This is a genomic window from Brenneria tiliae (assembly GCF_023347575.1).
GTDB classification, from domain to species: domain Bacteria; phylum Pseudomonadota; class Gammaproteobacteria; order Enterobacterales; family Enterobacteriaceae; genus Brenneria; species Brenneria corticis.
Genome location: NZ_JAKPCB010000101.1, coordinates 170628 through 183617 on the forward strand (window position 1 = coordinate 170628; position 12990 = coordinate 183617).

Genomic DNA, 12990 nt, shown 5'->3' on the forward strand with positions numbered 1-12990 from the left:
TTTGTCTGCTTATTATTTTCAATACGGGTATGGATAAAATAAATAGCGCGCTAACCAGCTGGCGTGCGGATTTATTTCAACGCCAGACAATCCGTTATTTTGTCTTTCATCACCTCGGTAAGGTGATTAACCAACCGGCTGCGGGGAATTTGCGGCGGGTAAACCGCGCAATAGGCCATTTTTATATCGGGATTAAACGGTTTAACAATAACCGGCGATCGGCTATTTAACGCGGTAATGAAATCCACCACGCCGATGCCGATATTTTTGGCCGCCAGCGAACAGCAGTTCGCCATCGAGGTTTCAATCGGATTGTGTAAATACCCCAGCTCTTTTCTGATCGACAGGTCGATTTGCGCCCGCAGCGGCGTGGTTCTGCCCGGAAGAATGGCGCGGTAGCGGTTTAAGTCGGCAATGGTGATCCGCTCCGCTCCGGCAAGCGGATGCGTCATCGACAATACGGCAACGGCGCTGGCGTCGGCCAGCGGTTCGGCTTCTAGGCCTTTGCTGCTCATCTGACCGAAAATAAAGCCGACGTCGTACTGGTTGGCGATAATGGCATCGGTAATGCGGCTGGTGCTTTCTATATCTAAAAACAAAGAGATATCAGGAAATTCCTCGATCAGGGCCGGCAGCATTTCCTCCGCGCAGAGCGGCGACAGCGCCTGCACGGCGGCAATGCGCAGCACGCTGCCTTTGGCGTGGCGGATTTCATCGGCAATCAGGGCGATATGGTCCAGCCCGATATAAAGCCGGTCGACTTCCCGGTAAAGCTTCATCGCTTCGGCGCGGGGAATAAGGCCGCGCCCGTCCCGATCGAACAGCTTCAGGTTCAGCGCGTCTTCGAAATCGCGGATCAGGCGGCTCACCGCCGGCTGGGTGATATGCATCATATTGGCGGCCGCCGTAATCCCTCCGGTGAGGATCACTTTGTGAAAGGCTTCAACCTGCCGTGGATTAATACGCATGTGCCGCTCCAAACCATAACATTTGGTTATCAATTTAACACAAAATGCAATTTTTAATTATCTACTCTAGCGCATAGACTCAATGGCATTACGGTAATGTGTTTCATTAATCAGTCATGGAATAGAGGGTTTAGTGAATGAAAAAATCAGCGCTGGCTTTATTTGTTACCGCCTTATTTTGCTCGTCGTCTTTGGCTTACGGCGCCGATCTGAATATCGGCCTGGCTACATCGACAACGTCGATGGACCCGCAGTTTTACGTGGGCGGCGCGAATAGTTCCATGGCGCGTAATATTTTTGACGGCCTGGTTGTACAAGATGAAAAACAGCAAATTGCCCCGGCTTTAGCCGTGTCATGGAAAATTATCGACGATAAAACCTGGGAGTTTTCATTACGCCCCGGCGTGAAATTCCATGACGGCAGTGATTTTAGCGCCAAAGATGTGATTGCCAGTATCAAACGGATTGCGCTGGCATCCAAAAACAGCCCGAGCTCTTACGCGCCTTACGTGAATGATATTGCTGAAGTTAAGGAAATCAATCCGTTAACGATTCAGATTATCACCAAAGCGCCGGCGCCGCTGCTGTTGAATAATTTAAGCCGGGTGTCCATTTTACCCGCCCGTCTGGAAAATGTGCCGACGGAAACGCTGAACGCCGGGAAAGAGGTGATCGGAACCGGACCTTTCAAGTTTGTCTCCTGGGTGCCCGATGACCGGGTGGTTCTGGAGCGTAATGACGACTACTGGGGAGGAAAGGCGGAATGGGACAAAGTCACCGTTCGCGTATTTAAAAACAGCAGCGCGCGGGTAGCGGCCATTTTATCCGGTGATGTGGACATGATTGAAAACGTTCCCACAGCCGACAGCAGTAATATTAAAAAGAACCAACAGTTACAAACGATTTCAACACCAGGGAATCGTATTATTTACCTGCATATGGACCAACAAAGAGACGTTTCACCGTTCGCCAAAGGTCCTGACGGTAAAAACCCATTATTAAAAAAAGAAGTTCGACAGGCGATGTCTTTAGCTCTTAATCGCCAGGCAATCGTCGATCGCGTTATGGACGGGCAGGCCGTTGCGGCCTCCCAGCTTGTGCCGCAGGGGTATTTCGGGTATTCCGCCTCCATTCCCGCGCCGGTTTACAATCCGGAGAAAGCCAAGCAGGAACTGGCGGCGGCGGGTTACCCCAACGGCTTTACGCTGACGTTCCACGCCTCGAACGATCGCTATCCCAATGATTCAAAAATCGCCCAGGCCGTCGGCCAGATGTTCACCCGCGTCGGCATCAAAACCGACGTGGTGACCATGCCGGGCAGCGTCTATTTCTCGCGCGCCTCCCGCCTTGAATTCAGTCTGATTATGGGCGGCGCCGCCATTGAAACCGGGGAAGCCTCCGGCGTTCTCGGTCCGCTGCTGGAAACCTTCGGCCCTCACGCCGGGCAGGGCAACCGCGGCCGCTATTCCAACGCCGACTTTGATAAGGCGCTGAGCGAGGCGCGCGCCACGCTGGACGAGGCGAAACGGGAACAACTGCTGGTACAGGCGATGGACATCGGTATGAACGAGCTGGGGGTGATTCCGGTGATGTTCCTGTCCAACACCTGGGCGATGAAAAAGCAGTACACCTACGTGGGCCGCTCCGACGCCTACACGCTGCCCTATTTTGTTCGTTCCGCTAACTGACGGCTAAAAAAGAGGACCGGCATGAGTGCATTCAGCGGCGTTTTTCCCTATCTGGTGTCACCGGTCAAGCCCGACGGTCAGGTTGACCGGGCGGTATTGGCCCGGCTGACGGAGCATCTTATCGGCTGCGGCGTTCACGGCCTGGTGCCGCTGGGCAGCACCGGCGAGTTCGCCTATCTCTCCGCCGCGCAGCGGGAAGAGGTGGTCAGAACGGTGATCGACACCGCCCGCGGCCGCGTGCCGGTGATCGCCGGCGTGGCCTCGACGACGATTCGGGATGCGCAGGAACAGACGCAGCGCTACTGCGAACTGGGCGCCGACGGCATTCTCGCGGTACTGGAAGCCTATTTTCCGCTCCAGGACAGCGGCGTGGAAACCTACTTCCGCGCCATCGCCGCCGCGGCGCAGAACAAACCGGTGGTGCTCTACACCAACCCGCAGTTTCAGCGCTCCGATCTCAGCCTGCCGGTGATTGAACGGCTGAGCCACGTCGATAACATCCGCTATATCAAAGACGCCTCCACCAATACCGGGCGTTTACTGTCCATCATCGAACGCACCCGCGGCCGGATGGAGGTCTTCTCCGCGTCGGCCCATATTCCCGCCTGCGTGATGCTGATCGGCGGCGTCGGCTGGATGGCCGGCCCGGCCTGCATCGTCCCCAGACAAAGCATCGCCCTGTACGAGGCCGCCCGCGCGGGCGACTGGGAAACGGCGATGACTCTCCAGCGTCCGCTGTGGCGCATCAATGAAATCTTCGCCCGTTATTCCATTGCCGGCTGCATTAAAACGGCGCTGCAATTGCAGGGCTTCGAGGTGGGGGAACCTCTGCCTCCGCAGCAGCCGCTGGATGAGCAGGCGCGTCAAGAGATCGCCGCGGTACTGGCGTCCGTCGACGCGTTAAACGAGTAAAATATAAAACACCAGAAAAAGAAAGGAACCGCCGTCGGATGAGCGCCGTACCGATTATTATTGATTGCGATCCGGGTATTGACGACGCCATCGCGCTGTTGAGCGCCTTTGTCGCGCCGGAACTGGATATTCTCGGTATTTGCGCGGTGTGCGGCAATCAGCCGCTGGAGCGCACGGTGCGCAACGCCTTGCAGATTACCGAACTGGGCCGGCGGACGGATATTCCGGTCTATGCGGGCTGTCATCGCCCGCTGTTCCGCCAGCCGCTGCACGGTCAGTTTCACGGCGAAAGCGGCCTGGGGAACACGGTTTTGCCCAGCCCGCAAAAGCGGGCCGAAGCGCAGCACGCGGTGAGCTTTATCATTGAGCAGTGTGAAAAAGCCGCCGCCGCCGGCAGGCCGCTCACCCTGTGTACGCTGGGGCCGTTAACCAATCTGGCGACGGCGCTGTTGATGAAACCGTCGATTGCCGCCGGCATCGAGCGCATCGTGATGATGGGCGGGGCCTACCGGGAAGCGGGCAACCGCAGCCTGACGTCGGAGTTCAATATGCTGGCCGATCCGCATGCCGCCCACGTGGTGTTCTCTGCGTCGATCGCCATCGTCGCCCTGCCGCTGGACGCCACGCATCAGGTGATTCTGACGCCGGATCGCGTCGCGCGCTTTATCGCGCTTGCCGGGCGGATTTCAGCTCCGCTGGGGGAGATGATGGCGTTCTGGGATAGGAACGATATTCGCCGCTACGGTTCCCGCGGCGGCCCGCTGCACGACCCGCTGGTGATTGCCTGGGTGCTGGCGCCGGACTATTTCAGCAGCGAAAAGGCGAGCGTCTATATTGAGCATGAAAGCGAGCTCTGCATGGGGCAGACCGTCGCCGACTGGTACGGCAAGACCGCCAGGACGCCCAACGTGGACGTGGTGACCGGCGTGGACGCCGCCGGCGTTTTCGAGCTGTTTTCCAACCTGCTGAACCGCTATAAAGAGAACGCCTGACATGGACAGACAGCGCATTATTATTGATACCGACCCCGGCGTGGATGACGCCATCGCCATCTGGCTGGCGCTGGCGGCGCCGGAGCTGGACGTTCTGGGCATCACCGCGGTGGCCGGCAACGTGCCGCTTGAAGATACCCTGGTCAATGCCTGCAAGGTGGTGGGATTGACCGGCAGAAGCGACGTGCCGGTTTACGCCGGCGCGCCAGGGCCGCTGGTGCGCGAGCAGGTCTACGGCAAATATGCCCATATCGGCGCCTTTTCTGATGATTTGGTGCCGCAGACGACCTTGCTGCCGCAGCGGGAGCACGCCGTTGATTTTCTGGTGCGCACGGCGCGCCAGGCCGCGGCGGAAAACAGCCCCATCACCGTTTGCGCGCTGGGGCCGATGACCAATCTGGCGCTGGCGTTGCGCCATCACCCGGACGTGGCGCGCGGCGTCAAACAGATTGTGAGCATGAGCGGCGCCTTTAGCGCCTTGGGTAACCGCGTTCCCTGGGCGGATTTTAACGTTTATGCCGATCCCCACGCCGCGGAGATTGTTTTTTCGTCCGGCGTACCCGTGGTGATTATGCCGCTGGATATGACCTTTCAGGCGCTGATTCAGCGGCATCAGGTCGATGACCTCGCCCGCCGCGGCGGTGCGCCCGGCGTCGCGCTGGCGGCGCTGTTGGGGCGCTTCGATCGCAATGAGGTGGCGCGTTTCGGCCGGGAGGGCGGCCCCATTCATGACGCCACCGTGGTGGCGTGGCTGCTCAAGCCGCAGCTGTTCAGCGGCGTCAGCACCACCGTCGGGGTGGAAGTGTCCGGCCGTACGGCGGGTTATGTGTTCGCCGATTTTTATCATAAGCTCGGTCAGCCCGCCAACGCGCTGGTGATGCGGGATATTGACGAACAGGGTTTCCTGTCGCTGCTTGCCGACTACCTGAGCCGCTACGGTTCTGAGGACAGTTGATGATTGCCTACCTGCTAAGCCGTATCGGACAGACGCTATTGACGCTGATGGTCATGTCGGTGCTGGTGTTCGTCGGGGTTTATCTGGTGGGCAATCCGGTGGATATGCTGCTGGGGGCGACGGCGACGCCCGCCGAAAGGCTGGCGGTGATCCAGTCGTTCGGTTTGGACAAGCCGGTGTGGGAACAGTACGGACTGTTTGTCTGGAACGCGTTGCAGGGCGATATGGGGAAATCCTTTATCTTTAACCAGCCCGCCCTGACGCTGATTTTTCAGCGTATGCCCGCCACGCTGGAACTGGCGATGACGGCGTTCGCTATCGCGCTGGTGTTTGGTATTCCGCTGGGGATTTATGCCGGATTGCGGCCGGACAGCGCGGTATCGAAGTCGATTATGACCTTTTCCATCTTTGGCTTCAGTTTGCCCACCTTCTGGATCGGCCTGGTGATGATTATGCTGTTCAGCGTCAAGCTGGGCTGGCTCCCCGCCTCCGGCCGCGGCCATACCGGCGACCTGTTCGGCATCCCCTTCAGCTTCCTGACCCGTGACGGCCTTGCGCACCTGATCCTGCCCGCCTTCAATCTGGCGCTGTTTAAAATCTCGTTGATTATTCGCCTGATGCGCGCCGGCGTTATTGAGTGCCTGCAACAGGATTACGTGCAGTTCGCCCGCTCGAAAGGGCTGTCGGAAACCCGCATCGTGCTGGTACACGTGCTGCGCAACACCCTGATCCCGCTGATTACCGTTATCGGTCTGGAGTTGGGCTCGCTTATCGCGTTTGCCGTGGTGACGGAAACCATCTACGCCTGGCCGGGCATGGGCAAGCTGATTATCGATTCTATCGCCGTGCTGGACCGCCCGGTCATTCTGGCCTACCTGATGATTACCGTGGTGATGTTCAGCGTGATTAACCTGCTGGTCGACCTGCTGTATGTGCTGGTTGACCCGCGCGTGCGGCTGGGAGGGAATAACTGATGTCAGGCAATACCGTGCATCAACGGTCGGCCGATCGGGAGAAAAGCCGCGCCGCCTTCACGCAGGTGATGATAGCGTTGGTCAAAGACCGGCTGGCGCTGTGCGGGCTGATTCTGCTGGCCGTCTTTATTCTGCTGGCGCTGTTTGCCCCGCTGCTCTCGCCGCAAAACCCCTACGATCTGATGCAGCTCGATATCATGGACGGGAGGCTGGCGCCGGGGTCCGCCAGCCTCGGCGGCATGCACTATTGGCTGGGAACCGACGATCAGGGGCGTGATCTGTTCAGCGCCATTCTCTACGGCACCCGCATCAGCCTGATGGTCGGTTTTTCCAGCGCGCTGTTCGCCCTGCTGATTGGCGCCTCGCTGGGGCTGATCAGCGCCTATGTCGGCGGAAAAACCGACGCGGTGATTATGCGCATCGTCGATATTCAGCTCAGCTTCCCGCCGATCCTGATCGCCCTGATCCTGCTGGCGGTGCTGGGGCAGGGCGTCGATAAAATCATTCTGGCGCTGGTGGTGACCCAGTGGGCCTACTACGCGCGCACCATCCGCGGTTCGGCGCTGGTCGAGCGGCGGCGCAGCTACGTGGACGCCGCCGCCAGCATGGCCTTGTCCAGCCGGCGGATTTTATTTCGCCATATTTTACCGAATTGCCTGGCGCCCTTGATCGTGGTGGCGACGATGCGCATCGCCTACGCCATCATGCTGGAGGCGACGCTCTCGTTTCTGGGCATCGGCCTGCCGGTGACCGAGCCGTCGCTGGGATTGCTGATCGCCAACGGCTTTGAATACCTGATGTCGGGCGATTACTGGATCAGTTTCTTCCCGGGGCTGACGCTGCTGCTGCTGATTGTGGCGATCAATCTGGTGGGGGATGCGCTGCGCGATATCCTCAACCCGAGGAACTAAGGGGTACAACATGACGTCGCCAATTATGTCGGTATCGCATCTGACCACCGCCTTTCAGGAGAAGGGCGAGTGGATGAACGTGGTGCGCGATCTCTCTTTCACCATCGGCGCGCGCGAGACCGTCGCCGTGGTGGGAGAGTCCGGCTCGGGGAAAAGCGTGATGGCGAAATCCATCATGCGCCTGCTGCCCGCCGGGCAAAGCCGGGTGAGCGGGGCGATCCATTTCGGCGACGCGGAGCTGCTCTCCCTCTCCCCTCGGGAGATGCAGGCGATTCGCGGCAACCGCATCGGGATGATTTTCCAGGAGCCGATGACCAGCCTTAATCCGGTGCTGCCGATTGGCTACCAGATTACCGAGGTGCTGCGCCGCCACCGGGGAATGAACAACGCGCAGGCGCGGGCCGAGGCGATTCGCCTGCTGGAAAAAGTGCGCATTCCCGGCGCCCGCTCGCGGCTGAATGAGTATCCGCAGAGTTTTTCCGGCGGCATGCGCCAGCGGGTGGTGATCGCCATCGCGCTGGCCTGTAATCCGCAGTTGCTGATCGCCGATGAGCCGACTACGGCGCTGGACGTCACCATTCAGGCGCAGATACTGACGCTGATTAAAACCCTTCAGGAGGAAGAGGGGATGTCGGTGCTGTTTATCACCCATGATATGGGCGTGGTGGCCGAAGTGTCCGATCGCACGCTGGTGATGTATCAGGGCGAAATGGTGGAAAACGCCGCCACCAGAGAAATTTTTCATCATCCGCAACACCCTTACACCCGCATGTTGCTGTCCGCCGTTCCCCGGCTGGGGGCCATGTCGGGCAGCGACCTGCCGCAGCGTTTCCCGCTGGTGGATCGCCAGACCGGCGAGCCGCAGCCGATACCGCAGACGGTCGACACCGTTGGCGGCGACCAGCCGGTACTGGCGGTGAAAAACCTGGTGACCCGCTTTGATATCCGCGCCGGTTTTTTCCGCCGGCTGTCCGGGCGGGTGCACGCGGTGGAAAACGTCTCTTTCGATCTGCGCCCCGGCGAAACGCTGTCGCTGGTGGGGGAGTCGGGCTGCGGAAAATCCACCACCGGGCGGTCGATTATCCGGCTGGCCGAGGCCAGCAGCGGGGAGATTCTGGTTGCAGGGCAGGATATCCTGCACGCGGATAAACGTCACCTGTCCGACCGCCGCCGGCAGATACAGATGGTGTTTCAGGACCCTTACGAAAGCCTCAATCCGCGGATGCGCGTCGGCGACGCCATTGCCGAACCGATGCTGGTTCACGGGCTGGCCGAGGCGAAAACCGTGCGCGCCCGAGTCGCGGCCCTGCTGGAACAGGTGGGGCTGCCCGGCTGGATGGCCGAGCGTTTCCCGCATCAGTTTTCCGGCGGGCAGCGGCAGCGGGTATGTATCGCCAGAGCGCTGGCGCTGGAGCCGAAGGTGATTATCGCCGACGAGTCGGTGTCGGCGCTTGACGTATCCGTCAAGGCCCAGGTGATCAATCTGATGCTGGATTTACAGCAGCAGCTGGGGCTCGCCTTCCTGTTTATTTCCCATGATATGGCGGTAGTGGAGCGCATAAGCCACCGCGTGGCGGTGATGTATCTCGGGGAGATCGTCGAGATCGGCCCGCGCGCCGCCATCTTCGACAACCCGCAGCATGAGTACACCCGCCGCCTGATTGCGGCGGTGCCGATCCCCGATCCCGACACCCGGCCGGTGCGCGCCGCGATGAGCGATGAACTGAAAAGCCCGGTAAGACCGCCGGATTTCGTCCCCCCGCCGCGGCGTTACCGCGAAGTCTCCCCCGGCCATTTTGTGCAGTTGTAAATAACGGAGATCATCTCCGTTTTTTCAACGTATGGCCGTGCGCCGAACGGCTCAGTGCAAAGCGCTTTGGAAACCGCGGCCGTCACCCCGTTCTCCCACTGCTCCCCGCCTTGTAACCATCTTCCTTATAAATTTATTGCCAGTTTGTTAAATTGTCCGTTTTGTGATCCAGATTGTAGTACTAGATATATAAATGGTACTACAATCCATCTCAAGCAGAAGTAAATTTGGCGGTTATTGTGCAACACTTCGACGACGCTCAACGGCGCGGCAGGTAAAGTAAGGGCATTACTGGCTACCTGTTTTCATTCCGTTGAGGTGACGATGAATAAGCACGAACTAAGCAAAACCGACCGCATCATTCTGGTCGTTGGTCAGCAGATTGTCGGGGGAAAATATGCACCGGGAACCCCATTGCCGGCTGAAACGGAACTGTGCGAAGAGTTTCAGACGTCGCGCAATATCATTCGGGAAGTGCTCAGGGCGCTGATGGCGAAGCGGCTGGTGGAAGTGAAGCGCTATCGCGGCGCGTTTGTGGCGCCGCGCAACCAGTGGAACTATCTGGATACGGAAGTTCTGCAATGGGTGTTAGCCACCGATTACGACCCGCGGCTGATCGGCGCCATGAGCGAGGTGCGTAATCTGGTTGAACCGACGATCGCCCGCTGGGCCGCCGAGCGGGCGACGTCGAGCGAGCTGGCGGTGATTGAGTCCGCGCTGAACGACATGATCGCCCATCACCAGGATCGCGATGCGTTCAACGAGGCGGACATCCGCTTTCATGAAGCGGTGCTGGCGGCGGTGCATAACCCGGTTTTACAGCAGCTCAGCGTGGCAATCAGTTCGCTGCAACGCGCGGTTTTTGAACGTACCTACATGCCGGACGTCGACAATATGCCGCGCACATTGCGCGAACACCAGGATCTCTACGATGCCATCCGGCATCAGGATGTTGAAGCAGCGGAGCGGGCGGCATTATCGATGATCGCCAGCTCGACGAAACGGTTAAAGGATATTACATGAGCGACAGCTATATCGCGATTGACTGGGGGTCCACCAATCTGCGCGCCTGGCTTTACCTGGACGGCGCCTGCGTCGACAAAACGCAGTCCGAGGCCGGCGTAACGCGTTTAAACGGCCGGACGCCGCAACAGGTTTTTCAGCAAATAGTCGCCCCCTGGCGGCGGCATGACGTGCCGGTGGTGATGGCCGGGATGATCGGCAGCAACGCCGGCTGGCTGTCGGTGCCTTACCTGTCATGCCCGACCCGGCTGACGGAGGTGGCGCGCCGCTTGACGCGCGTTGACGCGGCGCAACCGCTGGCGGCGTGGATTGTTCCCGGTCTGAGCATTGAGCGGGAAGATAACTGCAACGTGATGCGCGGAGAGGAAACGCAGCTGATCGGCGCCTATCGCGAATGTCCGTCGGCGCTCTATCTGATGCCGGGTACGCACTCGAAGTGGGTGCTGACCGATGGCGGCACCGTGACCGATTTTCGCACCGTCATGACCGGCGAGCTTCATCACCTGCTGATAAAACAGTCGTTGATCGGCGTCGGCATCGGCGAGCAGCGGCCTTCCCCCCAGGCTTTTCAGCAGGGGCTGGAGCAGGGATTCGCCGAGGAAAATATTATTCGTTGCCTGTTTGAAACCCGAGCGGCGCACGTGCTGGGGCGGCTGGAAAAAAGCGCCGTCAGCGACTGGCTTTCCGGGGTGCTGATCGGCAATGAGGTGGCGCAGATGCAGCGTCAATATCAGGTCGCCGCGGGTACTTGCGTGACCATTATCGGTAGCCCGGCGCTCGCCGAGCGTTACCAGCCGGCCTTACGCCAAGCCGGGCTGCGCTTTCAGTCGCTGGACGGCGATCGGGCTTTTCAGGCAGGTATAAGGAGTATTGTCAATGAGCTGGAATACTAGTCTTCCCTTGATTGCCATTTTGCGCGGCATTACGCCCGATGAGGTGCTGGATCACGTCGCCGCGCTGCTGGACGCCGGATTCGATACGGTGGAAATTCCGCTGAACTCGCCGCAGCCGTATCAGAGCATTCAACTGGCGGTTGAACATTTTGGCGGCCGGGCGCTGATCGGCGCGGGAACGGTGCTGCGGCCGGAGCAGGTGAATGAACTGCATAAGATCGGCGCCAAACTGGTGGTGACGCCCAACATCAATCCGGCCGTGATCCGTCGTGCCGTCGACTATGGCATGACGGTTTGTCCGGGCTGTGCGACGGCGACGGAGGCGTTTAATGCGCTGGATGCCGGTGCGCAGGCGCTGAAAATATTTCCTTCCGTCGCTTTCGGGCCGGGCTACATCAAGGCGCTGAAAGCGGTGTTGCCGCCGGCGATCCCGGTGTTTGCCGTCGGGGGCGTTACGCCGGAGAATCTGGCGGATTATCTTGGCGCCGGGTGTATCGGCGCGGGACTGGGCAGCGATCTCTACCGCGCCGGCCAGTCCGTCGACGTGACTGCACAACAAGCTCACGCTTTTGTTAAAGCCTATAAGGATGCTGTTCAATGAAAATTACCAAAATCACAACCTACCGGCTGCCGCCGCGCTGGATGTTTTTGAAGATAGAAACGGACGAAGGCGTTGTCGGCTGGGGCGAACCGGTGATTGAAGGCCGGGCGCGCACGGTCGAAGCCGCCGTGCATGAGCTTTCCGATTATCTGATTGGTCAGGATCCGGCGCGCATAAACGATATCTGGCAAGTGCTTTACCGCGCCGGCTTCTACCGCGGCGGCCCGATTCTGATGAGCGCCATCGCCGGCATCGATCAGGCGTTGTGGGATATCAAGGGCAAGGTGCTGGGCGTTCCGGTTTATCAACTGCTGGGCGGTCTGGTGCGCGACAGGATTAAAGCCTATAGCTGGGTCGGCGGCGATCGCCCTTCCGAAGTCATTGCCGGTATTAAAAAGCTGACTGAAATCGGTTTCGATACCTTCAAGTTAAACGGCTGTGAAGAGATGGGCATCATCGATAACTCACGTAAAGTGGACGCCGCCGTGGCGGTGGTGGCCGAAATTCGCGAAGCGTTCGGCAATAGTATCGAGTTCGGCCTCGATTTCCACGGCCGCGTCGATGCGCCGATGGCGAAAATCCTGATCAAAGAGCTGGAGCCCTATCGCCCGCTGTTTATTGAGGAGCCGGTGCTGGCCGAGCAGGCGGAGTATTATCCGCGCCTGGCGGCGCAGACGCATCTGCCGATTGCCGCAGGCGAACGGATGTTCTCCCGTTTTGACTTCAAACGCGTACTGGCGGACGGCGGGCTGGCGATTATTCAGCCTGATTTATCCCACGCCGGCGGGATTACCGAGTGCTTCAAGATTGCGGCGATGGCGGAAGCTTACGATGTCGCGCTGGCCCCGCATTGTCCGTTGGGTCCTATTGCGCTGGCGGCCTGTTTACATCTTGACTTTGTCGCCCGCAACGCCGTGTTCCAGGAACAGAGTATGGGGATTCACTATAATAAAGGCGCGGAGCTGCTGGATTATGTGATTAATAAAGATGACTTCGCCATGACGGACGGTCATTTTTATCCGTTAAATAAACCGGGACTGGGTGTGGAAATTAATGAAGAACTGGTGATAGAGCGCAGCAAAAATGCGCCTGACTGGCGTAACCCGGTATGGCGTTATTCTGATGGCGCAGTGGCGGAGTGGTAATTATTTAGGTCGACTCCCCCGAGGTTAGTGCCGGTTAAAATTTAAATCTTGCTCAATATATCATTATATATTGCGAGGATTCTTATATCTGAAGAATTTTAATTGGCCTGAATCGGGG

The 12990-nt window shown here is 59.0% G+C and carries 12 protein-coding genes; 11 read left to right on the top strand and 1 reads right to left on the bottom strand.

The window, feature by feature from the left end:
* Positions 1-71: 71 nt before the first annotated feature.
* Complete coding sequence (locus MFP24_RS17720; protein ID WP_249231604.1) at positions 72-968, bottom strand: LysR family transcriptional regulator; 897 nt, start codon at positions 966-968, stop codon at positions 72-74.
* A 137-nt stretch (positions 969-1105) separates the two neighbouring features.
* On the opposite strand from MFP24_RS17720, the gene MFP24_RS17725 reads away from it, so the two are divergent.
* The 11 genes from MFP24_RS17725 to dgoD all read left to right on the top strand — a co-directional run bounded on the left by MFP24_RS17725 (position 1106) and on the right by dgoD (position 12872).
* Positions 1106-2656, top strand: a complete 1551-nt coding sequence (locus MFP24_RS17725) for an ABC transporter substrate-binding protein (protein ID WP_249231605.1) — start codon at positions 1106-1108, stop codon at positions 2654-2656.
* A gap of 21 nt (positions 2657-2677) precedes the next feature.
* A complete protein-coding gene (locus MFP24_RS17730; RefSeq protein ID WP_249231606.1) occupies positions 2678-3568 on the top strand; it encodes a dihydrodipicolinate synthase family protein in 891 nt (296 codons plus the stop codon).
* Positions 3569-3606: 38 nt separating this feature from the next.
* Positions 3607-4560 carry a nucleoside hydrolase gene (locus MFP24_RS17735; protein WP_249231607.1) on the top strand — a complete coding sequence of 318 codons (954 nt, stop codon included), beginning with the start codon at positions 3607-3609 and terminating at the stop codon, positions 4558-4560.
* 1 nt (position 4561) lies between these two features.
* Positions 4562-5515 (top strand): nucleoside hydrolase, encoded by a 954-nt coding sequence (locus tag MFP24_RS17740; protein ID WP_249231608.1) that lies wholly within the window; start codon positions 4562-4564, stop codon positions 5513-5515.
* Entirely contained in the window at positions 5515-6489 is a 975-nt protein-coding gene (locus MFP24_RS17745) for an ABC transporter permease (protein WP_249231609.1), read from the top strand. Before MFP24_RS17740 ends, MFP24_RS17745 begins: the two co-directional genes overlap by 1 nt.
* Positions 6489-7400, top strand: a complete 912-nt coding sequence (locus tag MFP24_RS17750) for an ABC transporter permease (RefSeq protein WP_249231610.1) — start codon at positions 6489-6491, stop codon at positions 7398-7400. Before MFP24_RS17745 ends, MFP24_RS17750 begins: the two co-directional genes overlap by 1 nt.
* A 10-nt stretch (positions 7401-7410) precedes the next feature.
* Positions 7411-9210, top strand: a complete 1800-nt coding sequence (locus MFP24_RS17755; protein WP_249231611.1) for an ABC transporter ATP-binding protein — start codon at positions 7411-7413, stop codon at positions 9208-9210.
* Between the two features lie 324 nt (positions 9211-9534).
* Entirely contained in the window at positions 9535-10233 is a 699-nt protein-coding gene (gene dgoR, locus MFP24_RS17760; RefSeq protein WP_249231612.1) for a D-galactonate utilization transcriptional regulator DgoR, read from the top strand.
* A complete protein-coding gene (locus tag MFP24_RS17765; protein WP_249231613.1) occupies positions 10230-11126 on the top strand; it encodes a 2-dehydro-3-deoxygalactonokinase in 897 nt (298 codons plus the stop codon). The genes dgoR and MFP24_RS17765 overlap by 4 nt, the downstream gene beginning before the upstream one ends.
* On the top strand, positions 11110-11727 hold the full coding sequence (locus MFP24_RS17770; RefSeq protein ID WP_249231614.1) for a 2-dehydro-3-deoxy-6-phosphogalactonate aldolase: 618 nt from the start codon (positions 11110-11112) through the stop codon (positions 11725-11727). Before MFP24_RS17765 ends, MFP24_RS17770 begins: the two co-directional genes overlap by 17 nt.
* The gene (gene dgoD / locus MFP24_RS17775) at positions 11724-12872 is read left to right on the top strand and encodes a galactonate dehydratase (RefSeq protein WP_249231615.1); all 1149 of its coding nucleotides are present in this window, start codon (positions 11724-11726) and stop codon (positions 12870-12872) included. The genes MFP24_RS17770 and dgoD overlap by 4 nt, the downstream gene beginning before the upstream one ends.
* Positions 12873-12990 lie beyond the last annotated feature (118 nt).

Bases quoted from the DNA above. Each gene is read 5' to 3' on its own strand.
- MFP24_RS17735 (WP_249231607.1), top strand. From the start codon at position 3,607: ATGAGCGCCGTACCGATTATTATTGATTGCGATCCGGGTATTGACGAC.
- dgoR (WP_249231612.1), top strand. From the start codon at position 9,535: ATGAATAAGCACGAACTAAGCAAAACCGACCGCATCATTCTGGTCGTT.
- MFP24_RS17740 (WP_249231608.1), top strand. From the start codon at position 4,562: ATGGACAGACAGCGCATTATTATTGATACCGACCCCGGCGTGGATGAC.
- MFP24_RS17730 (WP_249231606.1), top strand. From the start codon at position 2,678: ATGAGTGCATTCAGCGGCGTTTTTCCCTATCTGGTGTCACCGGTCAAG.
- MFP24_RS17765 (WP_249231613.1), top strand. From the start codon at position 10,230: ATGAGCGACAGCTATATCGCGATTGACTGGGGGTCCACCAATCTGCGC.
- MFP24_RS17720 (WP_249231604.1), bottom strand. From the start codon at position 968: ATGCGTATTAATCCACGGCAGGTTGAAGCCTTTCACAAAGTGATCCTC.
- MFP24_RS17750 (WP_249231610.1), top strand. From the start codon at position 6,489: ATGTCAGGCAATACCGTGCATCAACGGTCGGCCGATCGGGAGAAAAGC.
- MFP24_RS17745 (WP_249231609.1), top strand. From the start codon at position 5,515: ATGATTGCCTACCTGCTAAGCCGTATCGGACAGACGCTATTGACGCTG.
- dgoD (WP_249231615.1), top strand. From the start codon at position 11,724: ATGAAAATTACCAAAATCACAACCTACCGGCTGCCGCCGCGCTGGATG.
- MFP24_RS17770 (WP_249231614.1), top strand. From the start codon at position 11,110: ATGAGCTGGAATACTAGTCTTCCCTTGATTGCCATTTTGCGCGGCATT.
- MFP24_RS17725 (WP_249231605.1), top strand. From the start codon at position 1,106: ATGAAAAAATCAGCGCTGGCTTTATTTGTTACCGCCTTATTTTGCTCG.
- MFP24_RS17755 (WP_249231611.1), top strand. From the start codon at position 7,411: ATGACGTCGCCAATTATGTCGGTATCGCATCTGACCACCGCCTTTCAG.